The sequence below is a fragment of the Nocardiopsis terrae genome (assembly GCF_014651695.1).
GTDB lineage: Bacteria > Actinomycetota > Actinomycetes > Streptosporangiales > Streptosporangiaceae > Nocardiopsis > Nocardiopsis terrae.
Genome location: NZ_BMXJ01000007.1, coordinates 78,509 through 105,474 on the forward strand (window position 1 = coordinate 78,509; position 26,966 = coordinate 105,474).

Annotated in this window: 22 protein-coding genes and 1 tRNA gene; 19 read left to right on the forward strand and 4 right to left on the reverse strand. The window is 70.8% G+C overall.

Annotation, left to right across the window (positions count from 1 at the left end; translation table 11 throughout):
* Nucleotides 1-410: 410 nt before the first annotated feature.
* The 3 genes from IE195_RS20305 to IE195_RS20315 are packed head-to-tail and all read left to right on the forward strand — an operon-like array spanning nt 411 to nt 1,055.
* A complete protein-coding gene (locus tag IE195_RS20305; protein WP_191273948.1) occupies nt 411-656 on the forward strand; it encodes a hypothetical protein in 246 nt (81 codons plus the stop codon).
* Nucleotides 653-847, forward strand: coding sequence for a hypothetical protein (locus tag IE195_RS20310; RefSeq protein WP_191273949.1), 195 nt, complete (start codon nt 653-655; stop codon nt 845-847). The genes IE195_RS20305 and IE195_RS20310 overlap by 4 nt, the downstream gene beginning before the upstream one ends.
* A gap of 28 nt (nt 848-875) precedes the next feature.
* Nucleotides 876-1,055, forward strand: a complete 180-nt coding sequence (locus IE195_RS20315; RefSeq protein WP_191273950.1) for a hypothetical protein — start codon at nt 876-878, stop codon at nt 1,053-1,055.
* Nucleotides 1,056-1,312: 257 nt separating this feature from the next.
* Here IE195_RS20315 and IE195_RS20320 read toward each other — a convergent pair whose 3' ends face one another.
* From IE195_RS20320 to IE195_RS20325, 3 genes are all read right to left on the reverse strand, one after another.
* Nucleotides 1,313-2,425: a methyltransferase domain-containing protein gene (locus tag IE195_RS20320; RefSeq protein ID WP_191273951.1), complete on the reverse strand. Its 1,113-nt coding sequence runs from the start codon at nt 2,423-2,425 to the stop codon at nt 1,313-1,315.
* Entirely contained in the window at nt 2,422-2,553 is a 132-nt protein-coding gene (locus IE195_RS26525; RefSeq protein ID WP_264081841.1) for a hypothetical protein, read from the reverse strand. The genes IE195_RS20320 and IE195_RS26525 overlap by 4 nt, the downstream gene beginning before the upstream one ends.
* 182 nt (nt 2,554-2,735) lie before the next feature.
* The gene (locus tag IE195_RS20325) at nt 2,736-4,205 is read right to left on the reverse strand and encodes an FtsW/RodA/SpoVE family cell cycle protein (protein ID WP_191273952.1); all 1,470 of its coding nucleotides are present in this window, start codon (nt 4,203-4,205) and stop codon (nt 2,736-2,738) included.
* Between the two features lie 322 nt (nt 4,206-4,527).
* On the opposite strand from IE195_RS20325, the gene eno reads away from it, so the two are divergent.
* The 15 genes from eno to IE195_RS20400 all read left to right on the forward strand — a co-directional run bounded on the left by eno (nt 4,528) and on the right by IE195_RS20400 (nt 22,620).
* A complete protein-coding gene (gene eno, locus IE195_RS20330; protein WP_191273953.1) occupies nt 4,528-5,811 on the forward strand; it encodes a phosphopyruvate hydratase in 1,284 nt (427 codons plus the stop codon).
* 162 nt (nt 5,812-5,973) lie between these two features.
* A complete protein-coding gene (locus tag IE195_RS20335; protein ID WP_191273954.1) occupies nt 5,974-6,348 on the forward strand; it encodes an FtsB family cell division protein in 375 nt (124 codons plus the stop codon).
* Between the two features lie 238 nt (nt 6,349-6,586).
* Nucleotides 6,587-7,171, forward strand: a complete 585-nt coding sequence (locus IE195_RS20340; RefSeq protein WP_191273955.1) for a DUF501 domain-containing protein — start codon at nt 6,587-6,589, stop codon at nt 7,169-7,171.
* Nucleotides 7,168-8,157: a Ppx/GppA phosphatase family protein gene (locus IE195_RS20345; protein WP_191273956.1), complete on the forward strand. Its 990-nt coding sequence runs from the start codon at nt 7,168-7,170 to the stop codon at nt 8,155-8,157. The genes IE195_RS20340 and IE195_RS20345 overlap by 4 nt, the downstream gene beginning before the upstream one ends.
* Before the next feature lie 948 nt (nt 8,158-9,105).
* Nucleotides 9,106-10,722: a hypothetical protein gene (locus tag IE195_RS20350; RefSeq protein ID WP_191273957.1), complete on the forward strand. Its 1,617-nt coding sequence runs from the start codon at nt 9,106-9,108 to the stop codon at nt 10,720-10,722.
* A gap of 4 nt (nt 10,723-10,726) precedes the next feature.
* Nucleotides 10,727-11,932, forward strand: coding sequence for an ATP-grasp domain-containing protein (locus IE195_RS20355; RefSeq protein WP_191273958.1), 1,206 nt, complete (start codon nt 10,727-10,729; stop codon nt 11,930-11,932).
* Entirely contained in the window at nt 11,929-12,714 is a 786-nt protein-coding gene (locus IE195_RS20360) for a gamma-glutamyl-gamma-aminobutyrate hydrolase family protein (RefSeq protein ID WP_191273959.1), read from the forward strand. The genes IE195_RS20355 and IE195_RS20360 overlap by 4 nt, the downstream gene beginning before the upstream one ends.
* A gap of 2 nt (nt 12,715-12,716) precedes the next feature.
* Entirely contained in the window at nt 12,717-13,571 is an 855-nt protein-coding gene (locus IE195_RS20365) for a hypothetical protein (RefSeq protein WP_191273960.1), read from the forward strand.
* Entirely contained in the window at nt 13,568-14,590 is a 1,023-nt protein-coding gene (locus tag IE195_RS20370; protein ID WP_191273961.1) for a hypothetical protein, read from the forward strand. Before IE195_RS20365 ends, IE195_RS20370 begins: the two co-directional genes overlap by 4 nt.
* Nucleotides 14,587-15,255 (forward strand): hypothetical protein, encoded by a 669-nt coding sequence (locus IE195_RS20375; protein WP_191273963.1) that lies wholly within the window; start codon nt 14,587-14,589, stop codon nt 15,253-15,255. Before IE195_RS20370 ends, IE195_RS20375 begins: the two co-directional genes overlap by 4 nt.
* Nucleotides 15,252-16,550, forward strand: a complete 1,299-nt coding sequence (locus tag IE195_RS20380) for an MFS transporter (protein WP_191273965.1) — start codon at nt 15,252-15,254, stop codon at nt 16,548-16,550. Before IE195_RS20375 ends, IE195_RS20380 begins: the two co-directional genes overlap by 4 nt.
* Entirely contained in the window at nt 16,547-19,045 is a 2,499-nt protein-coding gene (locus IE195_RS20385; protein ID WP_191273968.1) for an ATP-grasp domain-containing protein, read from the forward strand. The genes IE195_RS20380 and IE195_RS20385 overlap by 4 nt, the downstream gene beginning before the upstream one ends.
* A 2-nt stretch (nt 19,046-19,047) precedes the next feature.
* Nucleotides 19,048-20,316 carry an ATP-grasp domain-containing protein gene (locus IE195_RS20390; protein WP_191273969.1) on the forward strand — a complete coding sequence of 423 codons (1,269 nt, stop codon included), beginning with the start codon at nt 19,048-19,050 and terminating at the stop codon, nt 20,314-20,316.
* Between the two features lie 705 nt (nt 20,317-21,021).
* Complete coding sequence (locus IE195_RS20395) at nt 21,022-22,398, forward strand: NAD(P)/FAD-dependent oxidoreductase (RefSeq protein WP_191273971.1); 1,377 nt, start codon at nt 21,022-21,024, stop codon at nt 22,396-22,398.
* Nucleotides 22,399-22,546: 148 nt separating this feature from the next.
* Nucleotides 22,547-22,620 (forward strand) — tRNA-Leu (locus IE195_RS20400).
* Between the two features lie 543 nt (nt 22,621-23,163).
* Here IE195_RS20400 and IE195_RS20405 read toward each other — a convergent pair.
* Nucleotides 23,164-24,945 (reverse strand): PucR family transcriptional regulator, encoded by a 1,782-nt coding sequence (locus IE195_RS20405; protein ID WP_191273973.1) that lies wholly within the window; start codon nt 24,943-24,945, stop codon nt 23,164-23,166.
* A gap of 221 nt (nt 24,946-25,166) precedes the next feature.
* On the opposite strand from IE195_RS20405, the gene pruA reads away from it, so the two are divergent.
* Nucleotides 25,167-26,792: an L-glutamate gamma-semialdehyde dehydrogenase gene (gene pruA, locus IE195_RS20410; RefSeq protein WP_191273975.1), complete on the forward strand. Its 1,626-nt coding sequence runs from the start codon at nt 25,167-25,169 to the stop codon at nt 26,790-26,792.
* The last annotated feature ends 174 nt before the right edge of the window (nt 26,793-26,966 follow it).

The window sequence follows — 26,966 nt, forward strand, 5'->3', positions numbered from 1 at the left end:
GGGGGAGTTGTTTAACAAAGTCGTTTAGCGAAAATCTCTAAAACGACTTGTTTTTTATGTGTCGCACAGAGAGACTTGGGTCTCAGATGAAGGTGCCCCGCGACGCGGGAACGTCCGGGGCGTTGGCCAACGCTTGCAAGGAGCGCTGACGTGAACGACTCTACCTCTCGGGGCTGGCCCCCACTCTCCAACGTGAGGGCCGCCCCGCGGCCGGACCGCCCCCGGCGGCGGGCTTCTCGGGTGCGGCGGTTCGCCACGCCCGCCCCGGCCGCGTGCATCCGGCTGCTCTCCGACCACCCTCAGCCCCGGCCGCGTCCTGGCGGTCCCACTGTTCCGGTGCCCCGGCGTCCCCTCCTTCCCCTCCTGCACCGGGTCCTGGACGGTCTCCGATGCCTCCCGGAGGTGGCCTGATGGCTTTCGACACCACCACCGCAGACCTGTTCGACGCCATCACCGAAGCGCTCACCCTGCCCCCTGCCGCCGACTCGATCGAGACGATCCGCCGTACCGCTCTGGAACAGGACCGCTTCCAGGCGGTCCGTGACGCGGTCACCCTGGCCCGCGACAGCGGTGACCCCTGCGCCGGTCTGGACCTGCTCGACCGGCGCATCGGTCAGCTCCCCCTGACCTACGCCGTGGCGGCGGTGGCCGGGTGAAGCACCGCACCGTCTGTGACATCCGCGAGGTGGGCAGCGTGACCGTCCTGCGAAAACTCGCGCACCTGCACCGGTCGCCGGTCTCCTACGCCGGGCCCGACATCTACGGCCACCCCGTCTACCTCACCCGGTTCGGCAGCGTCGAACGGGTCGCCCGAGGCGACGGCCGTGATCCAACCCTCAGGCGCTGACGTGGCGAAGCCCCCTGGAGGCTCGCGCATGACCCCCGACCGAAGACCCGGCGCGAGTCTTTCCGGCTCCACGACCGAACCTCCGCTGCGGGTGGTCGACATCATCGGCCGCGCGATCATCGAGCCCCGCCGCAGTCCTGCCCTCGGTGACCCCGTTGCCCGGGTTCAGCGCCTGCTGTGGGAGGCACTCGACCCCCCGACCCGGTAGGACGGCCTACCGGGCCGGGCCCCGATCCACCCCTCGGCCGTGCGGCTCACACGGCCACGGTGCCTCCGCCCCATCCGGGCGGAGGCACCCACCTCTCCGGCGAGGCCACATGCCCAGGTGCGTACCCGGTAGGACCCACGACTACGTTCCCGATCCACCCGATCCCTCGGCACCCCGTGTCCGGACGGCGACCTGCCGCCACTGCCGGGACGTGCTGACCGTGACCAACCCTCCGAGCCGACCGGAACAGCCCAAGCTCAGAACGTGACGGGGTGGTTCCAGCTCCGGCCGACCGTCCCGCACGCGACCCGGTAGGAATCGCGCTCGGCACCGGCCTCCAACGAGAAGGCGTCCATCGCCGGAAGACCGGCCTTCCTCAGCAGCTGGTAGGCATCGGCCAACTCGGCGGCCAGGTCGCGGTCGCCACCACCGGTCACCGTGCCGTCCGGCCAGACGTAGGCCCACGCCTCGCCCGCGCCCGTCCACACGATCCGGCCGTGACCGCCCCGGAAGGGCCGGACCCCCGTGCCGAGGCGCACCCCGGGCAGCATGAGCATGAGTCGGGTCATCATCCCCGAGCCGATCAGCTCGACCGATCCGACCGGGAAGTCCGCCAAGGGCGTCGGCGGCCGACCGAGGCCGGGAAACGGAAGATCGCCCGCGCGATGGGTACGGTCCCGCATGAATGCGGCCTCCCGCACGAACGGCCCGGTCGCGTCGGTATCGCTCCTCGTCATGGCAACGATCGGCGTGCTGTGCGCGGCTGGATGGGGGCTCCAGGGGAGCACGATCCGCGCGCCCGGCTCTGCTGCGGCGAACCACCCCGCGGGTATCCGGGTCGCCGCGCAGGTCGCGATCACCGCGTCGAAGACCTCACCCTCGGGCGGTTGTGTGGCGGTGCGGACGGTGACCCCTGTCCCTCCGAGGCGCTCCCTGGCCAGGGCCGCCACGCCAGGGTCGATCTCCACGCTGGTGACGGACCCCTTCACACCGACCAGGGAGGAGAGGACCGCAGCGTTCCATCCCGTGCCGGTGCCGATCTCCAGCACCCGCATGCCCTCCCCGACTCCGGCCGCGGCGAGCATGTCCGCCATGACCTGGGGGGCCGACGAAGACGAGCTGGGTTCGTTGCGGGGTCCGCCCCCGCCGTCGTTCGCCTGGGTGGTGACCGCCTCGGAGCCGTAGACCAGGCGCGCCCACCGGCCGGGGTCGGCCGTTCGGTACAGCGGCAGTCCGGTCGCGTCGGGCCAGATCATGTCGGGGATGAACCTGTGCCGGGGATGCTCGGCGAAGGCCTGTCGGATCGTGTCTGCGGTGTCGAGGCGTTCCACCAGGTCGGTGTGGAGCGCTGAGAGGTCTTCCGTCGTCACTTCTCGCCCGTCCCCTTACAGCCCGAGCAGGTGACGACTTCCTGATGGGTCCAGCTGCCGCCGCTACCGTCACCGTCGGAGTTGACCACCACAGTTCCCTCACCGTTGCACACGGAGCACTGAGCCATGGGGATCTCCTGAACGAAGGGGGGTTCCTTCGCGTACTACCCCGGGCGCGTCCAGGGGAATCCGGAGCGTCCGTATCCGGTCATGCCCGTCCGCGAGCCGCGTGAACTCACCGAACGGCAGTGGCGCGGGTACTGGGCCGAGCCCGGGGAGTGCCCCCCCGGGCCCCTCGGCTCCCGGGCCCTCAGGGGGCGGGAGGGGACTGCCGGCGGTCCCGGACGCTCTCGGGGAGGTCGCTCACGTTGATCACCTCGGTGGAGGGGTCGCTGGGCGCCAGCCCCGCGCTGAACGACTCCTGGGGGCGGCGGGCGGTCTCGCTGATGGTCAGCAGCAGGCCCACGATCAGCCAGTTGGCCATCAGCGCGGACCCGCCCGCCGACAGGAACGGCGTGGTCATACCGGTGAGCGGGATGATCAGGGTGGCGCCGCCCAGCACGATGAACACGTTGAACGCGGTGATGAAGCCGTAGCCGAACGCGGTGAGCTTGAGGAACACGTCCCGGCAGCCCAACGCGATCCGCAGGGCGCGCTGGGCGAACAGGAACAGCAGGACCAGTACCGCCAGCAGCCCGGTCAGGCCGAGCTTCTCGCCGACCGAGACCAGGATCAGGTCGCTGTCGGCGGCGAAGAGGTTCTGTATCTCGCCGTCATGGAAGCCGGTGCCCAGGAGCCCCCCGTAGGCCAGGGCGATCAGCCCCTCCACCACCTGGAAGCTGCCGCCGTCGCTGTGGTAGACCTCCGGGTCGAAGGCGTCCAGCCAGATCCGCACCCGGTTCTGGACGTGCCCGAACAGCAGGTAGGCCACGTAGGCGGCGGCGGAGAAGGCCAGCAGTCCGATGAGCACCCAGGACTTGCGCGCGGTGGCCGCGTAGAGCACCGCCAGGAAGGTGCCGAACAGCAGCAGGGAGGTGCCCAGGTCCTTGGTGCCGACCAGGAGCAGGACCGCGATGCCCCAGCCCACGGCCATCGGTGCCAGGTCGCGGGCGCGGGGCGCGCTGAACACCTTCACCCCGCCGATCCGGAAGGTCCGGGTGACCAGGGCCATGACGTCGCGTTGGCGGCCGAGGTAGGAGGCCAGGAAGACCACCAGCAGTACCTTCGCGAACTCCGAGGGCTGCATGGTGAAGGGGCCGACCATGATCCACCGCCGGGCGCCGAGCACCTCGTGTCCCAGCGGTGACAGCGGAAGCAGGAGCAGGACCAGCGCGCACAGCGCGATCAGGTAGGTGTACATGGTCAGGCGGCGGGGGTGCCGTACGAACAGCACTGTGGCCGCGCACAACCCCATGCCGATCATGGTCCACAGCAGCTGGCGGTCGGCCTCGCCGTTGCCGGGATCGTTGTCGCGGGTCATCTGGAGCGCCCAGATCATGGTGGTTCCGAGCCCGCTCAGCGCCGTGGCCACCGGGAGCAGGACCGGGTCCGCGTAGGGCGCCACGAAGCGCAGCAGGACGTGCAGGCCGAGCGCCCCCGCCCCGAGCGTCAGCGTGTAGACCACGGCGCGGGAGTCGATCCCGTCGGTGACGGAGACGGAGGCGAAGAGCAGTGCGGCGGCGGTCACCCCGATCGAGGCCAGGAGGAGGGTGAGTTCGGCGCGTCTTCGGCGCACCGGGCGCAGGGTCCCGTCTGTCGGGTCGGTCTGCGGATTGGCCATGCTTGTCCTCTTACCGTTCGCGCGAGGGCCGGAGCTTCTGTGCGGGGGTGGGGCATGGCCCGTAGTTGGAACTATAGGCACGGGCGGGGCGGGTTCAAGCGGAACGGCCGGTTCCGGGCGGTTCGGTTTGGGACGGGCACGGGGCGTCCCGGCCGCCCCCGAAGGGATCCGGGGCCCCGCACCCGCGGTCCGTGGAAGTGGAATGTCCGGTATGGACTAGACCAATCCGGCAGGGCGGGGTCCACCGGTCGGGGTACGGGTCGCTAGTCTCGTGTCCGGGTCCGGAACGCGTGGACCCAGACACCGAAGAGACGGAGAGATCGTGGCGTCCATCGAGTCAGTACAGGCGCGGGAGATCCTTGACTCCCGGGGCAACCCGACAGTCGAGGTCGAGGTTCTGCTCGACGACGGGACCATTACCCGCGCGGGTGTCCCCAGCGGTGCCTCCACCGGAAGGTTCGAGGCCGTCGAACTGCGTGACGGCGGCGACCGCTACGGCGGCAAGGGCGTGACCAAGGCGGTCACCGCCGTCAACGACGAGATCGCCGACGAGCTGCTCGGCCACACGCCCGACGAGCAGCGCATCATCGACCGTGCACTCATCGACCTGGACGGTACCCCGGACAAGTCCCGGATCGGCGCCAACGCCATCCTGGGCACCTCCCTGGCCGTGGCCAAGGCCGCTGCCGAGGAGGCCGGGCTGCCCCTGTTCCGCTACATCGGCGGCCCCAACGCGCACGTCCTGCCCGTGCCGATGATGAACATCCTCAACGGCGGTGCGCACGCCGACAGCAACGTCGACATCCAGGAGTTCATGGTCGCGCCCGTCGGCGCGCCGACCTTCTCCGAGGCCCTGCGCTGGGGCACCGAGGTCTACCACTCCCTGAAGTCGGTCCTGAAGGCGCACGGCCTGGGCACCGGTGTCGGTGACGAGGGCGGCTTCGCCCCCAACCTGGACAGCAACCGCGCCGCCCTGGACCTGATCGTCGAGGCGATCGAGAAGGCCGGGTACAAGGTCGGCACCGACATCGCCCTGGCCCTGGACGTGGCCGCCAGCGAGCTGTTCTCCGACGGGGTGTACTCCTTCGAGGGCCAGACCCGCACCGCTGAGGAGATGGCCGCCTACTACGCGGAGCTCGTCGACGCCTACCCGCTGGTCTCCATCGAGGACCCCCTCGACGAGGAGGACTGGGACGGCTGGAAGAAGCTCACCGAGCAGCTCGGTGACCGGGTCCAGCTGGTCGGTGACGACCTGTTCGTCACCAACCCGGAGCGGCTCCAGCGCGGCATCCTCGCCGACACCGCGAACTCGCTCCTGGTGAAGGTCAACCAGATCGGTACCCTCACCGAGACCCTGGACGCGGTCTCCCTCGCCCAGCGCAGCGGTTACACGGCGATGATCAGCCACCGTTCCGGTGAGACCGAGGACACGACCATCGCCGACATCGCGGTGGCCACCAACGCCGGGCAGATCAAGACCGGTGCCCCGGCGCGCAGCGAGCGTGTCGCCAAGTACAACCAGCTGCTGCGTATCGAGGAGGAACTGGACGACGCCGCCGTCTACGCGGGCGTGTCGGCCTTCCCGAGGTTCGCCAAGCGCGGCTAGTCTGCCCCAGTGTCCCGCGAAACCAAACAGCAGCCCACAAAGGCCAAGAAGGCGGCCAAAGCCGACAGGCCGGTGAAGGCCGCTGCCAGGCGCGGCGCCCCCGGTGCCGCGAAAGCGGACACGGGGAACGCGAGTGAGGGCCGCACCCCCAGGGTGCGGCCCATGCTCACCAGTCGGGCGGCGATCCTCGCCCTCGTCGTCTGTGTGATCGCGCTGAGCCTGGCGTATCCGCTGCGGGAGTACGTCATGCAGCGGTCCCAGATCGCCCAGCTCCAGGACGAGCGCGCCCGTATGCGGGAGAACGTCTCCCACCTCGAGGAGCGCGAGGAGGCGCTCAGCGACGAGGATTACGTGGAGCGCGAGGCCCGGGCACGCCTCCACTACCAGTACCCCGACGAGACCGCCTACATCGTCATCCGCCCCGGGTCGGAGGCCGAGGACGAGGCCGACCCGGCCGCACCCGACGAGCCGTGGTTCACCCAGTTGTGGCGTTCGGTCGAGGAGGCGGACCGCCCCGAACCCGATGACGGGCTCTGACCTGTCGTCCGGACCACTCCCGTCCGGTCCGGGCAGGCCCTGAGCACCTTCCTCGGAGAGCCAAGGGGGACGGAGGGCTGCGCCGGGGGCGTCCGTTGAGGGCGAAGGGCGACGGGTGAGGTGGGGCTGCGCCGGAGGCGTCCGTTGAGGGCGAAGGGCGACGGGTGAGGTGGGGCTGCGCCGGAGGCGTCCGTTGAGGGCGGTGGTGGGCGACGGGTGGGCCTATGCTGTGTTGGTCATGACTTCCGCAGATCAGCCCGTTCCGGGGCACACCGACGGCGGTCCCGCTTCCGAGAGGGACCTCGCCGCGATCGAACTCCAACTGGGCCGCCCGCCGCGCGGGGTGCGTGCCGTCGCGCACCGCTGCCCCTGCGGTCTTCCCGACGTGGTGAAGACCGCCCCCCGCCTGGAGGACGGCACCCCTTTCCCGACGCTGTACTACCTGACGTGTCCGCGCGCCGCCTCGGCCATCGGCCGGCTGGAGAACGACGGCCTGATGCGCCAGATGCAGGAGCGCCTGGGCGGGGACCCGGATCTCCGGGCCGCCTACACCAGGGCCCATGAGTCCTACCTGGAGGAGCGGGCCGAGCAGGCGCGGGCCGACGGGCTGGAGCCGCTGCCCGAGGGTATGCAGAGCACCGGGGGTATGCCCTCCCGGGTCAAGTGCCTGCACGCGCTGGTCGGCCACGAGCTGGCCGCGCCGGGGACCAACCCGTTCGGCGCCGAGGCGCTGACGGAACTCCCCGAGTGGTGGGCGAAGGGCCCCTGTGTGTGCGTGGACGAGAACGCCCCTGAGGGCGCTGAAGGGACGGACGTTTCATGAGCGGTGTCGCGGCGATCGACTGCGGAACCAACTCGATCAGGCTCCTGATCGCCGACGTCGTCCTCCTGGACGGCGACGAGGTCCAGGTGGTCGACGCCGACCGGCGGATGGAGGTCGTGCGGCTGGGCGAGGGCGTCGACGAGACCGGTGTCTTCGCGCCCCAGGCCCTGGAGCGCACTTTCGACGCGCTGCGCGGCTACGCCGAGGCGATCGAGGCGCACGGGATCCCGTTGGGCCCGGACGGGGTGCGGATGGTCGCGACCAGCGCGACCCGGGACGCGGGCAACCGCCAGGAGTTCGTGGACGGCGTCCGCGGCATCCTGGGCGTGGAGCCCGAGGTGGTCACCGGCCTGGACGAGGCCGAGCTGTCCTTCGTGGGCGCCACCGCGGAACTGGAGGCCGAGGCCGCGGAGGGTGGGGCCGGCGACTTCACCCCGCCGTTCCTGGTGGTCGACATCGGTGGCGGATCCACGGAGTTCGTGCTGGGCGGCCTGGGTGAGGACGAGGAGCTGGTGCGTGCGGCCCTGTCGGTGAACGTGGGCTGTGTGCGTATGACCGAGCGCCACCTGCGTACCGATCCGCCGACGAAGGAGCAGGTCGAGGCGGCCACGGCCGACATTGAGGCCGCTCTGGACGAGGTGGAGAAGGTCGTCCCGCTGCGGGAGGCCGGCTCGGTGGTGTGTGTGGCCGGGACCGCGACCACGGTCGCCGGGATCGCGCTGGACCTGCCCGAGTACGACTCCGAGCGCATCCACCACACCCGGGTGTCGGCCGCGGAGCTGGAGCGGATCACCGGGGACCTGCTGGCCTCGCGGCACGCGGAGCGGGCGGAGGTCGGGGTGATGCACCCGGGGCGGGTCGACGTCATCGGTGCGGGCGCCCTGGTGCTTTCCCGTGTGCTCGCGCGCACCGGCGCGGACCACTTCACGGCGAGTGAGCACGACATCCTCGACGGTGTCGCGTGGAGCCTCATCGTGCCGGAGTAGGGGTTGACAGAGCAACAACCCGCTGGTTCGGGTGGAATCGCGGCCGCCGCCACCCGTGCCGGGCTGAGCGTGCGCGCCGAACTGGACACCGGCTCTTGCGCCACGGGTCGCCACCGGTGTGCGCGTCAGTTCCCGACAGAGGAAGGCACCGCCGCTCACCCGTGATGACCGGCACGGCGGGTGGGACTCCATCTTCCGCCCGGAGGCGTTCGCCGACGCTGGACGCCTCCGGGCCCCTTCGCTCGGCCCCGCCCCGATCTGGCCTGGCCGTGCCGCCGCGCCGTGACCAAGCTGTCCGGACCGCAACGGTCAACCGACGACCTCGCGGGCACGGCGGGTGCCCCTCTCCCGGCAGGGGCCTCCCAGCAGGGACCGCGACAACGAGTTCCTTCTCCGCCATCCCCCACGTGGTGCCATCGGGCGATGCCCCGATCATGCCGCCACGGCCGCTGCCCCGCCGATGATTCCCTCCCCGAATCCGCAGTCAACCGTCCGCTGGGCCCGATTCCCGGAAACCACGTGAATAGTCAGGGTAAGGCTCTCATCATGGCCTATATCGCCTCCCCGTCGAATGTCCGGAAGTGGCCAACCGTGTGCGGTCGGCCTTAAGCCTCGGCTAGGGTTCCCTGAGGGCGAGCGAAGCATGCGAGGCATGCGCCGCCCCATCCGAATAAGCAATGGAGCTCTTCCGGATTCCTGCCATGGCATGCGAGCTCCCGCCGGCGAATGCCCGCATGCGTTTCACCACCTTTTCATGCAGAGGAATCATAGATGGGACTCCTTCGCACTGAGGGATTCGAGAAGCTGCTCGAGGCTGTCGCCTCAGAGGCATCGGCACAGGAAACCGCCGCGTCGGCCCTCCGCCACCTCGCCACGATCGGAGGGCGACTCGCATCGGAAGTCGCGCTCGATGCGCTCAGGCCGGGCGAAAAGCACCTGCTCAACGCGATGGAAGAGGTTCGCGCGACCGTCGCTCGGCACGCGCCCGAGCACGCGGACGGCTACCGCCTGGGCCAACTGAAGACGGGCAAGGCCTGCGTTCTCGGTCCCGGTGAGACGGGCGGCCCCGACCTGTGTGCAGTCGCCGGAATCACCTGGCCCGACGGGCCTCCGGAGGGGCTCGACGCCGAACTCGCGCGTCTCGCCGAACGCGAGCGCGCCGAGATCGAGTCCTGCCGCCTCTGGCTCACAGAGCGGGGAGGAGACCACGCCGGGGGCCTGGTGGAACGGCTGCGGTTCCTGTTTCGGCACGTCGGACCGATTCGCCTCTACATAGGCGACTTCTGCTACACGAACTTGGGCCGGGCGGGCAACCTTGTGGGGAAGTCCCTGGGCGCCGAGTCCGATCGCTGCCGGATGAAGGCCCTCTCCGATACCCCGCTTCGGGATTGGAGCGCGACCGACGCCTGTTTCGTCGTCTGCATGTCGGCTCTGACCTCTTCTGGGACCCCCTCCCGAACTGAGGAGTTCAGCGGCACCCAGCTCATTCCGAGCAGGCTCACGGAATTCCTGGAAGGCCGTATTCTCGCGTACGGCGGAGATGTCTCCGACATCCCGGACTCGGGTTCGCCAGTCGGCAGACTCTTCGAACTCTCGGATCGGTCCCGTGAACTGAGATCACGCAGACTGGAATCCGGAGCAGCCGTCTACCGCACGGTTCAGGCGATGACTATCAACAAAAAGGAACACCTTTTCGACACCGCGGTGACCGGTACGGACGTTCCAGAGGCGTTCCTCGACGCCCTCGCGGACATCGTGCCCTCCGCGCCCGCCGCGGTGCGCGACGGCGCACTCGGCGTTGACTGGGGGCCGCTCCTCGACGGCGACCCGAGCCCCCTGGAGGAGGGGTTCAGCAGCCGCTTCGAGGAGGTGCTGCACCAGCTCGTCGCCGCGGCCGCGGTCAGCACCGATTCCGACGCCAGCATGTCACGCGGTCCTCGGGACACCCTGCGGCTCAGCTCCCTGCTGGCTGAGGGGAGTGTCGAGCCGGGCCACTGGAAGACCAGCGAGTACTACTGCTGCGTCGTCCCCAGCGAGGGCTTCCGCCGCAGGTTCGCCGACGCGGGGGTCCCCGGCGAGGTGTCCCAGGTGGTGCGTGCCATCGCGGCCCGCATGCGCTGGAACGGATGGCATTTCATGCCGCATTCCGCGTCGGTCACGGAAGACGGGAGTCTCGCCGAACGTGACTGGTTCTTCGCCCCCTCGATGCCCGACATGACGGAGTGGACCTCGCACCACCACCAAGGACACGTGGCCCACGGTGTGCGGCACGCGATCCGCGTCCCCTTCGGCGTCATGCTCGCCGGGGCGCACCGGGCCGGGATACATGACCTGCGCCTGATGCGCAGCGAGGGCGATGCGTACGACCTGCGGGACCTGCGGGCGGCGATCGCGATGGGGGAGATCCTGCGCGGCCTCTACCAGGAACACGCCCTCCGGCTGGAGAAGCGCGAAGAGGCCTTCGTGGTCAACGACTTCGGCAACGCGTGGTATCAGGGCCGATACGATGCCGAGGCCCCAGAGACGGAAGCGAAGGCTACGACAGTGAACGGGACCAGGGCCTAACCAGATGACGACAGAACTGAAGCCGACGACCGCGGGCGATGGCGACGGGGCGGACGACCGCGCGGTGCTCTACCTCGGCCTTCGGCGCTCCCCGTTGGAGTGGCGCGCCGAACTCGACGCGGCCGCCGCGCTGGGGCTGTGCGTGCACGTCGCGTCCGACGCCGACGTCTCCCACACAGGGCTTCCGGACCACAGGCGCGGATCCTTCGACCGCGGCGCCCCGCTCCCGGATCAGGCTGCGCAGGTGTGGCCCGGCCCGGCCCCGGCCGCTGTGGCTTGTTGGGGCGACAAGTACGTCGGCCTGACCGCTCTGCTCGCCGAGCGGTTCGGGGTGCGCGGTATCGGCACCGCCGCCGCCGCCACGGCCACGGACAAGGCCGACCAGCGCCGGGTCATGGAACCCTACGGGCTCAACCCTGCCTGGCGGGCCGGCCGGACGGCCGACGACCTGCGGACCGCCGTCGCGGAGCTCGGTGCCGGGGGCAGACCGCTGGTGTTCAAACCCGCTCACTGCTCCGGCGGGCGCGGTATGGCGCTGATCACCGGGGACACCGACCTGGACGAGGTGTTCGCGCTGACGGCCGCCAACTACTCGGGGACGACGGACTTCCTCGTTGAGGAGTACGTAGACGGCTCCGAGCACTCCGTCTCCGGTGTCGTCTCCGACGGCACGGTGAGGATCCTCGGTGTCACCGACAAGAGGGTCGACGGGCCGCTGTCGCCGTCGTGGGCCACGTCCGTACCGTCCGCCCTCGCGGACGCACGGGTCAAGGACCTGAGCCAGGCCGCCGCGCAGGCTGCGCTCGCCGTCGGCCTGCGTACCGGCGGATTCCACATCGACCTCCGCCTCACCTCCGAGGGCCCGGTTGTCCTGGAGGTGGGCGGGCGGCTCGGCGGCGACCTGATCAATTCCCACCTCATCCCGTACGCGCACCGCGGGGCTGTTCGCCCCTACGAGGCACTCCTCGCTCTGCTCGCCGACGGGGACCTGCCCGATGAGGTCTCCGAGCCGGAGCGCGGCGCGGCCATGGTGCTGCTCCCGCTGGCCGGACGCCGGGCGCAGGAGTGCGCCGGGGCCGCGCTCGCCCGTCCTCGCGTGGTCCTAGCCGAGGAGTGGCCGGGGACGGAGACGGTCGTGGCTGTCGTCGTCACCGAAGATCCGGCCGACCTCCCCGCGGCCGTCGCGGAGCTGCGCGGGTCGGTGCTGTGACCGCCGACACGCCACGCCTCCCGCTGGTCGGCGTCCTCGCCTGCCAGAAGGAGCGGGCGAACGGCACAACGTACTCTCGGGTCAACGACCATCTGACCGAAGCCCTCCTCGTCCACGCCGGTGTGGCCGCCGTCCTGCTCCACACCGTGCGCCCCGAACATGCCGGGAGCATCCTGGACCGCCTCGACGGGCTGGTGCTCCCCGGCAGCGGATCGTTCGTCCACCCGGACCGCAACCACGGACGGGACGCCGTCCCCGTGCCGGGCCGGGAGTACGACCCCGCCCGGGACGCGACCGCGGCCGGACTGCTGCGAGAAGCCGATCGGATCCCCGACCTGCCGGTGCTCGCCAGTTGCCGCGGTATGCAGGAACTCGCCGTGCACCGCGGAGGCACCCTCGGAACCGTCCCGGGTTCGGACGTGCGGCACCGGCTGCGGGCCGGCGTGGACGGGCCCGACCGGTGGGCACCCGCGCACACCGTGGAGGTCCGGCCCGGCGGGCTCCTGGCCGGGCTGGTCGGCCCGGGACAGGATCCGGGTGCCGTGCCGGTCAACTCGCAGCACAGCGATTACGTGGCCAAGGTCCCCGGCGAGGTCCGTGTCGAGGCCACGGCCCCGGACGGGATCATCGAGGCCATCAGCGTCGACGCGCCGAAGCGTTTCGTCCTCGGGGTGCAGTGGCACTTCGAGCACCACATCGATCGGTCGCCCATGGACGGCGGGATCCTGGCGACCTTCGGGGCCCGCTGCCGGCTCCGGACGGCGTCGAGGGGAGAGCGGTGAACATGCCGGGGACCACAGACGCCGCAGGGGCGGAGACCGCGGCCGACTACGCGGAGCTGGCCGCCACAGCACTCGGGGCGATCGGCGGCACCGACGAGGAGCTGCTCTTCCTCGGCGGCTCCACGACCGACGGACTCGCCAACCGCAACTCCGATCTCGACCTCTACGTCGTCGGCGAATTCCGGGTCACCGGGTCGGAGACAGCGGCCCGCCGGGGTGAGCGCACCGCTACCATCGCCTACCACGGGGGCCGCGAAGTGAACGTCGCGGTGCTGGCCCCGGCCGCGCTCGCCCGCCTGAGGGAGGCCTTCCGCGCCAGCGTGGCCAGCCTGTCGGAGGAGAGGGGCATCGCCCAACTCGTCGACGGGGACGATCTCAAGATCCTGCACCGTGTCCGGACCGGCAGCGCCTTCCGGCGCCCCGACAGGTTCCAGCGGCTGCGCGACGACCTGGGTACGGAGGAGTTGCCCCGCTACCTGCTGAACGTCGCCGCGGTCGCCGCGGTCAACCGTCTCACGGACGTGTCGGGCGAACTCGCCTCCGGACACTCCGACTCGGCCGCCTGGATGTACCGCGAGGCCCTCGTGCACACAGGTCAGTGCGCGCTCGCCGCCGCGGGCGTGACGGTCCCCTCCACCAAGTGGCTCATCAGGCTGCTCCAGCGCGAGGAGGAGCTTCGCGACAGCGCCGACTGCGCCGCGCACGTCGCGCGTCGCCTGCTCGCCCCGCCGGCCGACACCCCCGGGGCGGTCGAGGAGACACGGGCCGAACTCGCCGCGGTCATCGACGCCGCGGGGGACCAGGCGGGTCCGTACGTACGCACAGTGGCCCGACCCAAGCTGGAGGCACGCGGATGACCGTACACACCGAGGTGCCGTCCCGCGCTCGGACGGCACCCGGCGAACCGCGGGGAGGGGAGCGCTGCTTCACCCCTGTCGAGCTGCACCGCATCCCCGACTCCGCGATACCCCGCGAACCGCGGTTGGGCGGTGCGTGCGTTCCGGTACCCGCCGACCGCCTCGTGTCCCTCGCCCGCTCCGGACCGGCAGTCCTGGGACTCCCGCCCGGGCTCGCCCGCACCGGCGACTTCACCGCGTCGGTCTTCAAGGAACTGCGCGCGCTCGTGCACCTGCCGGACGACCACAGCTGCGTCATCGTGCCCGTTCCCCCTCGCACCGTCCGCCGGCTGCTCGCCCGGGAGGGGTGGGCCGTGGACCACGGGGCGGTCCCCGGTCCGCTCGACCACACCGAGCGGCCCTCCGCGGTCCGAGGTCCCGACGGCTGGGCCGCCGCGGATCTCTCCCGCACCTCCTGGCCGCTCGACGAAACCGTTCTCGGCGAACTCGACGTGGCCGTCTTCTGCCCCAGTTGGCTCCTCGGCGTGGTCCCCGGATCCACCGTTCTGACCCTGTCCGCCCGGGCCGCCGCCGCGGCCCGGGCGCGAGAGGCTGAGGGCCCCTTCAGCGTTCGCGCCCTGCTGGAATCGGATGCGTCCGGCGCGCCCCGCCCGAGCGCCTCGGACCTCATGATGTTCGCGCACGGTGTGCGGACCCTCGCCGAATCGCACCCCGAACGGGTGGAGAGCGAGGCGGAGGCCCGCCTGGAACTGGTCGCGGACCACACGGCCGGCCGCACCTGGCTCGCCGGTTCGCCGTACCGTGCGGGACGCGACCTCGCCGCCGTCCTGCCCACCACCCTGACACCCGCCTCCGTACGCGAGCTGGCGGAGTTCCTGGAGGCGCGGTCGATCGTGTACGGGCTCGCGGACCCCGCGCGGCCCACCGCGCTCAGCGTGGGACTCAGCCGTGCGGTCCCCGACGACGACCTCGTCCGCCTGCTCCGTCTGCTCGATGTCCTTCTGGGGGAGGCCCGGTGAGCGAAGGACCTCTGCTCGTTCTCAAACCCGACATCCTCGATGGCCCCTACGCCGTCTGTCCCGCTGCTCTCGCCCGTGACACCGTGCGCGGCCTCCTGCGCGTGTACGACCCCGCCGCGCCCCTCACCTTCGAAGCCGACACCTCGGAGCAGGCGGTCGCCTGGGCGGTCACCAACATCGACCGCAAGGTGCGCGCGAGGGATTGGTACGTCCGTCGTCTCCAGGATTCCGAACTCCGGCTCGCGGCCCTGCGGAGCCTGACGGCCGGACCGGCCTTCAACCCGCCGGGCGGTCATCCCCTCCGCACGGCCGATGTGGTGCTGAGCGTCGTGGAGGCGTTCGGGTTCACGGCCGTCGACAGTGTGCGTACCCGCTGCACATACCGCGACTTCCTCGGCCTCTACGCTGACAACACCCACTTCACCCGGCTCGCTGGCAGCCTGTGCTCCTACCTGGTGGGCCGGGATGTCGAGATCCACCTGTTCGCCGGCGAACAGGAGCTGTCGACCCTGCACATCTTCAAGGAGATGGTGCGGCGGGTCGTCCGCTACTCCACCACCCACTACGACGCGGTGGAGAACCTGCTGCACGTCTCCGACCCGGGAGCGCCGGACCGGATGTACTTCCTCAACTCGGCCTTCGGGGGACAGGACCCGGCGGCGTGACCGGACAACGGCGCTCCCCCCGCCTGACCATGGTCGACGCGCTGATCCTGCTCAACGGCGTGTCGGTGTTCGGCTCCGGCCTGGTCTACCCGTACACCGCGCTCTACCTCTCCGGGACGCCCGGGATGGGGCTGGCCGGTGTCAGCGTCTTCTACGGCGGTGCCGCAGCGGCCAATCTGGCCACCTCCGCGGTCCTCGCGACCGGCTGGCTCAGGCCGCCGCCCGCCCTTCTCGGGCTCGTCGGCACGCTGATGCTCGCCCTGGGCTTCCTGGGGGCGGCCGTGGTGGAATCGCTGCCCGCCCTCGCCGCTGCCGTCCTGTTCGTCGGTTGCGGTCAGGGCTGCCTCCTCGTCGCCATGGTGCCGGTGCTCAACTCCCTGACAACGGGGGAGCAGCGGCGGTCGGTCTTCGCCCGCCGCTACCGCGCGGTCAACGTGGGGCTCGGTCTGGGGGCTCTCACCGCGGGCCTGACCACAGGTCTCCTCAGTATCTCGGTCGTACCGTGGATGTTCGTCTGCAACGCGCTGACCTACCTGCCGCTCACGTACGCCTTCCACCGCGTCTGGGCCCGGGAGCGTCGCAGGCCTACCGGGAACGCCGAACCCGAACAGGGAGTGGACGCCGACGGGGGCGACCGGCGGGACGCCTCCGGCAGCCGCTGGAAGTGGCTCGGCGCAGCCGGCGCGATGGCTGTCCTGTTCCAGCTCGGCGCCTACCTGTTCGGCCATAGCCAGTTCGAGGCGACGGCACCGCTCGTCGCCGTCCGGTTGATGGGGATCGGACTCGGCACGGTGTCCGCGCTGCTGCTGGTGAACACCGCCGTCGTGGCCTTCGGGCAGACCTTGGTGACCCGCCTGCTCAGCAGCCGTGACGAGGCGTTCGGACTCCGAACGGCGGTCGTACTGTGGTCCGCGGCCTACGTCGTCGCCGCGCTCTCGGCCTTCGGTCCGTTCTCCGTCCGCCTCACGGGACTCCTGCTCTTCGCCGTCGTCTTCGCGATCGGCGAGTGCGCCTACTCCTGTTCCTTCCATCCGTGGCTGATCGCGTCGGTGCGGCAGCGGGAAGTGACCCGTGTCTCCGCGCTGGCCAGCGGCGCGATGGGCATCGGAACGGCCACGGGCCCCTCCGTCGGAGTCGCCCTCGCACTCAGCGGCGAAGCCGTCGCGGTCTGGTTGAGCCTCGCGTCGTTCTGCCTGCTCCTGCTGCTCACCGTCGGGCGGCAGCGTACCGAGCCGGAGACCGTCGAGGGCACACCCGAACGGATATCCGCGCCACCCACAGAGGACAAGACATGACAGACACACTGCTGCTGATCGGTGCGGGCATCATGGGACGGGGTTACGTCGATGCCGCCCGCGACCTGGGGCTGCGCACCGTGCTGCTCGACGAGGGGGCCTGGCGCGAGCGGCACGAGAGCAGCGTCGCGTACTTCGAGGAGGCCCCGGGGGCCTCCGAGTCGCACTGGCTCCAGGCAGGGCTGGACGCCGCTGGCCGCCACCGTCCGCAGGGTGTCGTGCCCTTCTCCGAACTGCACGTTCTGGCTGCGGCCAGGGTGCAGGACCGGCTCGGGCTGCCCGGCCCCTCCCTCCCAGCGGCCGAGGCCAGCCGCGACAAGGCCGTCCAACGAGCCCTCTTCGCGCATGCCGGGCTCCCCCAGCCCGACTACGTCCTCGCGGGCGACGCCGACCAGGCGGCCGCATGGAGCAGTGGGCGCTACCCGGTGGTCGTCAAGCCGCTGCGCGGCATGGGCAGCGTCGGGGTCCGCTGTGTCGGGGGCGAAGCCGAGCTGCGCGCCGACCTGGCTCGCCGGAACCTGGACCGGCCGGTGCTGGTCGAGGAGTATCTGGACAGCCCCGAGTACAGCTGGGAGGGGCTGGTCGAGCGCGGAGAGGTGCTCTTCGGGAACCACACCCGCAAGGTGACCACCGGGCCTCCGGAGTTCGTCGAACTCCAGCACCAGCTACCGTACCTTCCCGCCGATCGGGACCGTCTGGACCAGCAGGTCGCCGCGCTGGTGGCCGCGGCCGGCATCCGTACTGGCTTCGTGCACCTGGAGTACCGCGACGACGGCAGTACGCTCCGGCCGATGGAGTTCGCGGTGCGTACCCCGGGGGACCACATCATGGAGCTGATGTGCCGGGCGTACGGGCACGACTTCTTCCGCAGCGCCATCGAACTGTCGCTCGGCAGGGAGGTGGGCCTCCCCGCGGGCCGCTCGCGTACCGCGGGTGTGCTGTTCCTTCCCGCGCCGCGCCCGGGGCGCATCGCGGCCGTGGACGTCCCCCAGGAGGTGGTGGACCTCCCGGAGGTGGTCAGGGTCGGGCAGAGGAAACACGTCGGCGACGTCGTCGCCGACCTCCACTCGTCCGGCGACAGGGTCGCCCACGTGGTGCTTCTCGCGGACAGCCCCGCAGAGGTCGACGCCGCCGCTGGGATCGCGCGTCGGCGGATCGACATACGCGTGGCCCCGGAGGGAACGGTCTCCGAGCGGCGGCCCGCCCCGGCAGCCCGGCGGCCCCGGATCGCCGATGGGGGACCGACGGTCGTGCTCTGCAAGTGGCGTGCCGACATGGTCCGCTCGCTCCTCGCGGCCACGCCCCACCTCTACCTGGTGCTCGACGAGGCCGACGCGGACCGTGCCGCGGCCTCACCCGAACTGACCGAAGCGGCCCGTGCGGTCTACCGCGTCGGCAGCACCGATTCCATCGAGGAGATGACCGGTGTCGCCACGGACCTGTTGGTGCGCGGAACCAGCGTCGACCAGGTGCTCTGCTTCTCCGAGGACGGCCAGCTCGGCGCGGCGCACCTGCGCACGCTGCTCGGCTTCGGCGGGGCGAGCGCGTCGATGAGGGCGGCCGTCCGCGACAAACGGATGATGAAGCACCTCGTGGCCGCCGCCGGAGTCCCCGTCACCGAGTGGGCGTCCCTGCCCGTCGGCACCGCTTTCGCCGAGGGCGACACCTTTCCTGACGTGGGCTTTCCCGCCGTCGTGAAACCCGCGTTCGGCTTCGGCACGATGGGCACGGTCCGAGCCGAGAACGCCGGGCAGGCCGCCGCCGCTCTGAAGGAGCTGCGGAAACCGGAAAGGCTCAGCTCCGGACACCTCATCGTCGAACGCTTCGTGCACGGCCGTGAACTGCACATCGACGCGCTGTGGTGGGCCGGCAAACCCCTGTTCCTGACCGTGAGCTCGTACTACGTGCCGCGGATCGACCTCGTCGCCTCGGGCGGCTGTGAGCGTGGGGTGCCACGGGCCCGCGACGGATCGTACATCCTGCCCCGCGAGGAGTACCCCGAGCTCTACGAGCGCCTCCTCGAGATGAACACCACGGTGAACCGGGCGATGGGCATCGAAACCGCCGTCACCCACTTGGAAGTGTTCGAGACCCCCGAGGGGGAGCTGGTCTTCTCCGAGATCGCCACCCGTATCGGCGGCGGTTGGGTGCCCGACATGCTGACCGCGTATCTCGGACACGGCGTGCACGACACGGTCGCCAGCGGCCTCCTGTACGGACACGCGGAGGAGGCGCGGCCTTCGCACCGGTACATCGGGGCCCTGCACCTGCGCCCGTCCCGTGCCGGGACCATCACCGCCCTGCCGACGGACGGGCGGCTCGGCGCGGTGGACGGCGTACTCGGCTGGCGCAGGACGAAGGAGCCCGGGGAAACGTTCGGTCTCTCGCACGCCATGGACTGGTGCCTGCTGGTCGTCGTGGGCGCGGACACGGAGGAGGGGTTCGAGGCGCTCCTCGACCGTGTCGAGTCCGAGCTCGTCATCGAGGTGGAATGAACATGTCCCGTCCCTCTCCGCGCCCCGTCGTGATCTTCGTCGGGGTGCGCAAGAACCCGCTGGAACACCGGCCCGCGCTGGAGGCAGCGCACCGGGACGGCTTCTCCGTGGTACTCCTCGCGGAGGATCCCCCCGCCGGACTCCCCCGTGAACCGCTCGCCGCTGTGCGCGCTGTCGATCCGCACGACACCGGCGCCTTCGACGCGGCGGTGGACGACACCGCCCGCGCGTACACCGTCGCCGGTGTCGTCTCCTGGTCCGACGCCGGCGTCGAACCGGCGGCCCGCGCCGCCCGGCGCCTCGGTCTGCCCGGAATCGCCCCGGCTGCCGCACGCCTCAGCCGCAACAAGTACCTCATGCGCCGCGCCCTGGCGGGCAGGCCGCATCTGGTACCCCGCTTCGCCCGAGTCCGGACCTGGCACGACGCCGTGCGGTCTCTGGAGGACATCGGGCTTCCCGCGGTGCTGAAACCGGCGGCCGGCAGCGGCAGCAAGGGGATCTTCCTCCTGCGGGACGCAGGGGGGCTGCGGCCCGCGTTCGATGAGCTGACCCGCCTGACCGGTGCGGACGGCGGCAGCATCTTCCGCCACGATCGCGGTGAACTCCTCCTCGAGGAGCTGCTGGTCGGCAGTGAACACAGCGTCGAGGGGTTCGTGCATCGCGGCGAGGTGACCGTCGCCGGGATCACGGACAAGACCACCAGCGAGCCGTTCCGTCTGGAACTCGCCCACCTGCACCCCAGCACCCTGCCCGCCGCCGCGCGCTCCGCGGTGCTCGGCCTCACCCGGGAGACCGTCCTCGCGCTCGGCTTCGACGACTGTGCCTTCCACGTGGAGTGCATGTACGACCCGGAACGGGGGGCGCGCCTGGTCGAAGCCGCGGCCCGCGCCGGAGGCGACTACATCGGCTCCCACCTCGTCGGGCTGGCGTCCGGGGTTCCCTTCCACGAGAACGTGATCCGGGTCTGCACGGGTCGGGCGCCGCGCCTGGCCGACCATCCGCTCCGCTACGCCGGCCTGCGGAAGGTCGCGGCCCCCGCGGCGGGGAAACTCGTTCGGGTCGACGGTGTCGACGCCGCTCTCGGTGTCCCCGGCGTCGAACACGTCGCGTTCGACCGCGCCCCTGGGGCGGCCATCAGGCTCCCCCCGGAACACTTCTCCTCCAGCCTCCTCGGAACGGTGATCGCCACCGGGGACACGGCCGCCTCCGTCACCCGGTCCCTGGACGCCGCTGTGGGCGCGATACGGACGGAGATCGCTCCGTCCGGGTGAGCGTTCCCCGCCCGGCCACCAGCACAGAGCCCCGGCCGCTGAGGGCTGGCGGAGAAGGAACTCGTTGTCGTGGTCCCTGCTGGTGCAGGGGCGCCCGCGGTGCCCGCGAGGTCGTCGGTCGACCGTTGCGGGTCGGGGCCCGAACAGGTCCGCGGTCTGGACTCGGGGCGGAGCGAACCGGTCGTGCGAAACCACGGCCGGAAGCCGGTCAGCGAGTGTGCTGACGGGCCGGCGTATCCCACGCCACCACCCCTGACGCGCGGTCGGTGGCCGCGCCGCCTGTCCGGTTCGGCCTGAACCAGCGGGTTGTTGCTCTGCAGGTCCCAACCGGTTCAAACTAGTGTCAACCAGGGCGTAACCTCCCAAAAGAGCACTTCGGGCACCTCCGAGGGGACCTTCGGGGAGGTCGGCTCCGGGTCCTCAGGTGAGACGCATCACCCGTATGACCCTTGTGAATGCATTCACAACCCTTTTGACCTGCAACAACTTCCTTTATGTGCACGTGGGGATGGTGGGAAGGTGGGTGGATGTGAACCTTCCTGTCGGTAGGTGCTTGTGAAAGAATGCACAAGCAGCCTTCGGGTCGGGGCCCAAACCACGGCTCGGGGGGCCGGCGCCGACCGGCGCGGGAGACCGAAGACCGTGACAGCCTTCGCGGCCCTTGAGGCAAGGGCGCCACAGAACAACCGTTAGGGCGGAAATGCGATGACCGAGAGCAGGAACTACCGGCTGGTACACGGTGGCGGGGACGAGGCGGAGATCCCGCACATCCTCATCGTCGGCGGCGGTTACCTCGGGATGTACACCGCGAGGCGGCTGGAGAAGAAGCTCGGGTCCGGTGAAGCCCGTATCACCGTCATCGACCCGAACTCCTACATGACCTACCAGCCGTTCCTGCCCGAGACGGCCGCGGGCAACATCTCCCCGCGCAACGTCGTGGTCCCGCTGCGCAAGGTCTTCAACCGGGTCCGCGTGCTGGGCGGACGCGTCGTGCGCATCGACCACGCCGACAACACGGTCCGCTACGAGCCCAACGCCGGTGAGCCCGAGACCCTCCGCTACGACTACCTCGTGATGGCGGCCGGAGCGGTCTCCCGCACCCTGCCCATCCCGGGCCTGGCCGAGTGCGGCGTCGGCATCAAGACCGTCGAAGAGGCGGCCTACCTGCGCAACCACGTGCTCAACCAGCTGGCCATCGCCGACTCCACCAACGACAGGGAGGTCCGCGCCAAGGCGCTGAACTTCGTGTTCGTCGGCGGAGGCTTCGCCGGCGCCGAGGCCATCGCCGAGCTGGAGGACATGGTCCGCGACGCGGTCCGCCTGCACCCCTCGATCGACCTCGAGGACGTGAACTTCTACCTCATCGAGGCCGCGGACAAGATCCTGCCCGAGGTCGGTCCCGAGGTCGGCGGCAAGGCCCTCAACCAGCTCCGCCGCCGCGGCATCGACGTGCGCCTCAAGACCTTCCTCGAATCCGCCACCGACCAGCGCATCAAGCTCAGCGACGGCAGCGAGTTCGAAGCCGGCACCCTGGTGTGGACCGCGGGCGTCAAGCCCAGCCCGGTCGTCTCCGCCAGCGACCTGCCCCTCGGTCCCAAGGGCCACGTCGACACCAGCGAGTACCTCACCGTCAACGGCACGGACAACGTCTTCGCCGGCGGCGACAACGCCCAGGTCCCCGACGGCAACGGCGGCTACTACCCGCCCAACGCCCAGAACGCCGTCCGCCAGGCGCCGGTGCTCGCCGACAACGTCATCGCGACCCTGCGCAACGGCAAGCTCAAGGCCTACCGGCACAAGAACCTCGGCGCCGTGGCCGGGCTCGGCCTGCACATGGGCGCGGCCCAGCTGTTCGGCAAGATCAAGCTGAACGGCCGCCTGGCCTGGTACGCGCACCGCTCCTACCACCTGCTCGCGGTGCCCACCTTCAACCGCAAGCTGCGGGTCCTCTCGGACTGGACGCTCGCCTTCTTCCTGCGCCGCGACTTCGCCGCGCTCCCGGAGATGTCCGAGCCGCGCCAGGCCTTCGAGGAGGCCAGCCAGCCCCAGGTCGAGGACGGACACCTGCGCAGGGTCAGCTGATCCGACGCCCGCGGCGCCGCCCACCCGCCGCCGAATCGCCGTCACATCCGCGAAACGACCGGTTTCCACTGGAAGCCGGTCGTTTCGTGTCCCCATCCGGCCAAGCTGATCCAAAGTGGGCAATCGGCCCGGCCGGTATGATGGGCGTGCCCTCGTAGCCCAATGGAAGAGGCAGGCCCCCTAAAAGGGTCACAAGTGTCGGTTCGAGTCCGACCGGGGGTACTTTTTAGTGCTTGCTTTGGTCCTCCGCTTCGCTTCGGACCGTGTTCGGCGCCTTTGCGGAGGGATTCTTCATCCTCGGCTGCGCCTTGCTCGTTCCTCGCTGGCGGCTTGCCTCGTCTTGCAGAACCCTCCCCGGCGCTCGAACCAAAGAACACCCCCTGGGGTGGAGGTGGGCAGGTAGGGGACCTCCTGGGGTCGGGTGAGCGGGAAGCACTCCCCTGGGGTGGAGGTGGGCAGGCAGGGACGCCCCCTGGGGCGGAGGGGTGTGGACACCCCCTCTGGCTGAGGTGAGTCGATCAGGGGACCCCTGGGGCCGGTGTTTGCCGCCGGTTCGGAGGGTCTGACAGGTCTGAGGGACCCCTGCAGCGTCCGAAACCCGTCCGGCAGGGTGTCCGCTGCTTCCAGAACCCTCCCAACCGCGATGATCTTGCTACCAGGGGCAAGTTCGGCGCCCCTGGGGTCAAGTGGTTGTTGCAAGATCACCGCCAATAGAGGGACCCAAATCTAATGCGGCTGGGACGGGGTCCGCGTCCGGTCGGCCCGTCAGTGCTGCTCCATCAGCAGTTGGAGCTGTGTGAACAGGCGCTCGCCGGGGTCGCCCAGGTCGATGCCGCTCACGGCGGCCGCGCGGCGGACCCGGTAGCGGAGCGTGTTCGGGTGGATGTGCAGCCGTTCGGCCGCGGCCCGCGCGTCACCGAAGGCCTCCAGGTACGCCAGCAGCGAGTGCACCAGGTCCGCGCCGCCCGCCTGGTCGTACTCGATCAGACGGATCACCCGTGGGTCGCGCAGGGACGGATCCGCACGCAGGTGCGCGAGGGTTTCGCTGATCAGCACCCGGGAGCGCACGTCGGAGATGGTCGCCACCTCCCAGTCGGTGTCCCGGTCCAGGTCACGGCCCATGGCGTCGAGAACCCGGTCCGCCTCCGCGCGGGACTCGGGCACGTCCGCCAACCGTTCCACCAGCGAACCCACCGCCGCCTGCACGTGCGACCCCAGCGCGGCCCGCGCTGCCGCCACCGTCTTGCGGGTCAGCGCCAGCACCGAGTGCTCGACCCCCCGCCACCCCTCCTTGCCCGGGCCGCGGGCCAGGTCCGGCAACAGCACGTACACGCGTCCGCCGAGCTCGGTCACCAGTGAACTGCGCCGGTAGGCGGCCGTGTGCACGGACACCAGGTCGATGAGCTGGCGGCGGCGCAGCTCCCGGGCGGGGCGGTCGGGTCGTCCCTGGGGCTGGGCGCCCTCCGGCTCGGCGGCCTCGCCCGTACCCCCGCCCGCGGAACCGCTCAGGGAGAAGGCGACCACCAGCGCGGCCCGGTCGGTGTGCACCTCGACGGTGTCGGCGAGCGCGCTCGCGTCGATCCGCCCCTCCAACAGGCTGGACAGCAGGTCCTCGCGCAGCCGCAGCCCGGCGCTGGTCTGGGTGCGCTGCCGGATCATCTGGAGCGCGGTGGTGCGGGCGGCGCCGAGCAGGGCCTCCTCCGCGTGCCGGGCCAGGGGCTGGGACCCCTCCTGCACCCAGATCGCGCCCAGCGGCTGGCGTCCGGCGTGGATACCGACCGCCAGACGGCGGCGGATACCGAGCTCGGGGTGCTCCTCGATCCGGACGACCTCCTCTCCCGCCCGCAGCTTGGTGAACACACCCCACTGCCGCAACAGCGCGAGGTAGGACTCGGGGCCCTGGCGGCCCAGCACCGACAGCCGCCTCAGCTCGTCCACCTCGGCGCCGCTGGAGTAGGCCAGCACCCGGCTCGCGGAGTCCTCGATGCTGACCAGGCCACCGGTGAGCTGTGCGATCGTCTGCGCCATGGAGAACAGGTCGCCGGTGGCCTCGCCCAGGTCCTCGGAGGCGGTCAGCCGGGCGTCGTCCACGATGCTCTGGCACACCGACTGGAGCTGGTCCCAGCGCACCTCGGGCCGGACCGCCAGAAGCGCGACCCCGCTCTCCTGGGCCTCGGTGCGCAGGGCCCGCAGCTCGTCGGCGCCGGACCTGGGCGGCCGGTTCCGCTGGTCACCGGAGGGCGGGAGCGTCTCCTCGGGCGGGGAGTGCCCGCCGGCCTTGACCGCGACGGCCGCCGCACCCTGCCCGGCCAGCATGCGCACCAGGCGCCGGGCGGCCCCGCCCCGGACCCCGATGAGCAGGACCAGGTCCCCCTCCCGGGCCTCGACCCGGTCCTCGGGGTCGATGATGACGACATTGTCCACCTGGACATCAAGTCCGTCGGGGGCCGCCGCAACGTCCACGATGGGGTCGCCGAGGGCCAGAAGGAGGCGGCGCAGGGGCAGGCCCGCCACCTCTTCGTCCTGTGATCCTGGTTGAACAGGCATGACGTCGTTCCTCACCGGTCGTGTCCGGGGACCGACACTACTGGAGCAGCCGGTGCGGGGCGCCGGGGCGTGATTGTCCGTCCGTGTCTGACTTTGTCCTACCGGACAAATAAGGCTGGCAAAGAGTGGCCCGCCCCACAAGGTCTGGCGGGGCCCGTTCTGGGACTGTTGAATCAGCCAGACCCTGCTCGTTCAGGGACATTCTTTTCAGGGAGGTGCCCATGGACGCCGTGACCAACGTCCCGCTGCCGGTGAACGAACCCGTTCTCACCTACGCGCCCGGGAGCGCCGAGCGCGCCGAGCTCGTCGCCAAACTCGACGAGCTCGGCCGCGAGAGCATCGACCTGCCGATGCGCATCAACGGCGAGAGCCGCATGGGCGGCGGCGAGCCGATCGACGCCGTCCAGCCGCACAACCACGCCTCCGTCCTGGGCACCATGCGCAACGCCACCCACCAGGACGCCCGCGACGCCGTCGCCGCGGCGAAGGCCGCCGCCCCGGCCTGGCGCGCCATGTCCTTCGACGACCGCGCCGCGATCATCCTCCGCGCCGCCGAGCTGCTCGCCGGCCCCTGGCGCGCCACGATCAACGCGGCCACCATGCTCGGCCAGTCGAAGACCGTCCAGCAGGCGGAGATCGACTCGGCCTGTGAGCTCATCGACTTCTGGCGCTTCAACGTCTCCTACGCCCGCCAGCTCATGGAGCAGCAGCCCCTGAGCGTCCGCGGCGTGTGGAACCGCATGGAGCAGCGTCCGCTGGAGGGGTTCGTCTACGCGATCACCCCCTTCAACTTCACCGCCATCGCGGGCAACCTGCCCACCGCCCCGGCCCTGATGGGCAACGTGGTCGTGTGGAAGCCGTCCCCGACGCAGCAGTTCGCGGCCGAGCTGACCATGCGCCTCCTGGAGGAGGCCGGCATGCCTCCCGGCGTCATCAACATGGTCACCGGTGACGGCCTGGCCGTCTCGGACATCGCCCTGAACGACCCGGAGCTGGCCGGTGTGCACTTCACCGGTTCGACCAGGACCTTCCAGCACCTGTGGAAGAGCGTCGGCGAGAACATCTCCAACTACCGCTCCTACCCGCGCATCGTGGGTGAGACCGGCGGCAAGGACTTCATCGTCGCCCACTCCTCCGCGGACCCGGAGATCCTGCGCACCGCCATCGTGCGCGGCGCCTTCGAGTACCAGGGCCAGAAGTGCTCCGCCGCCTCGCGCGCCTTCGTCGCCCGGTCCGTCTGGGAGAGGATGCGCGACGACCTGGTCGCCGAGACCGAGGCCCTGAGCATGGGTGACGTCACCGACCTGTCGAACTTCATCGGCGCCGTCATCGACCGCCGCTCCTTCGACAAGCTGGCCAAGGTCCTGGAGGACGCCAAGTCCGACCCGACCCTGGACATCATCGCCGGCGGCACCGCCGACGACTCGGTCGGCTACTTCGTGCGTCCGACCATCATCGAGGGCACGGACCCGACCAACGACGTGTTCCGCACCGAGTACTTCGGTCCGATCATCGCCGTCCACGTCTACGAGGACGACGAGTACGACGAGATCCTCAAGGTCGTCGACGAGGGCTCCGCCTACGCCCTGACCGGTGCCGTCCTGGCCAACGACCGCGCCGCGGTGGCCAAGGCGACCGAGGCCCTGCGCTTCACCGCCGGCAACTTCTACGTCAACGACCGTCCGACCGGCTCCATCGTCGGTCAGCAGCCCTTCGGCGGCGGTCGTGCCTCCGGTACCAACGACAAGGCCGGTTCCGCCCAGAACCTGTCCCGTTGGGCCAGCCCGCGCGCCATCAAGGAGACGTTCGTCGCGCCGACGAACTCCTCCTACCCCCACCAGGGGTAGTCACCGGCGGCGCCCCCTCCTCCGTCCTGAGGGGTGCGCCGCCACCGCGGGGCCCGCTCCCCGGTGCCCGAGAGCACCGGGGCGGGGCCCCGGGGAGCGCACCCCCGGGATCCGGCGGGGCGCTCGCCTGCCCCCCGAGGAACCCACCGGCGCGGTCGGCACACCGGCCGCGCC

Coding starts and splice junctions, on each gene's coding strand:
- IE195_RS20305 (WP_191273948.1), top strand. CDS start 411: ATGGCTTTCGACACCACCACCGCAGACCTGTTCGACGCCATCACCGAA.
- IE195_RS20315 (WP_191273950.1), top strand. CDS start 876: ATGACCCCCGACCGAAGACCCGGCGCGAGTCTTTCCGGCTCCACGACC.
- IE195_RS26525 (WP_264081841.1), bottom strand. CDS start 2,553: ATGGCTCAGTGCTCCGTGTGCAACGGTGAGGGAACTGTGGTGGTCAAC.
- IE195_RS20325 (WP_191273952.1), bottom strand. CDS start 4,205: ATGGCCAATCCGCAGACCGACCCGACAGACGGGACCCTGCGCCCGGTG.
- IE195_RS20335 (WP_191273954.1), top strand. CDS start 5,974: ATGCTCACCAGTCGGGCGGCGATCCTCGCCCTCGTCGTCTGTGTGATC.
- IE195_RS20340 (WP_191273955.1), top strand. CDS start 6,587: ATGACTTCCGCAGATCAGCCCGTTCCGGGGCACACCGACGGCGGTCCC.
- IE195_RS20345 (WP_191273956.1), top strand. CDS start 7,168: ATGAGCGGTGTCGCGGCGATCGACTGCGGAACCAACTCGATCAGGCTC.
- IE195_RS20350 (WP_191273957.1), top strand. CDS start 9,106: ATGGAAGAGGTTCGCGCGACCGTCGCTCGGCACGCGCCCGAGCACGCG.
- IE195_RS20355 (WP_191273958.1), top strand. CDS start 10,727: ATGACGACAGAACTGAAGCCGACGACCGCGGGCGATGGCGACGGGGCG.
- IE195_RS20365 (WP_191273960.1), top strand. CDS start 12,717: ATGCCGGGGACCACAGACGCCGCAGGGGCGGAGACCGCGGCCGACTAC.
- IE195_RS20370 (WP_191273961.1), top strand. CDS start 13,568: ATGACCGTACACACCGAGGTGCCGTCCCGCGCTCGGACGGCACCCGGC.
- IE195_RS20385 (WP_191273968.1), top strand. CDS start 16,547: ATGACAGACACACTGCTGCTGATCGGTGCGGGCATCATGGGACGGGGT.
- IE195_RS20390 (WP_191273969.1), top strand. CDS start 19,048: ATGTCCCGTCCCTCTCCGCGCCCCGTCGTGATCTTCGTCGGGGTGCGC.
- IE195_RS20395 (WP_191273971.1), top strand. CDS start 21,022: ATGACCGAGAGCAGGAACTACCGGCTGGTACACGGTGGCGGGGACGAG.
- IE195_RS20405 (WP_191273973.1), bottom strand. CDS start 24,945: ATGCCTGTTCAACCAGGATCACAGGACGAAGAGGTGGCGGGCCTGCCC.
- pruA (WP_191273975.1), top strand. CDS start 25,167: ATGGACGCCGTGACCAACGTCCCGCTGCCGGTGAACGAACCCGTTCTC.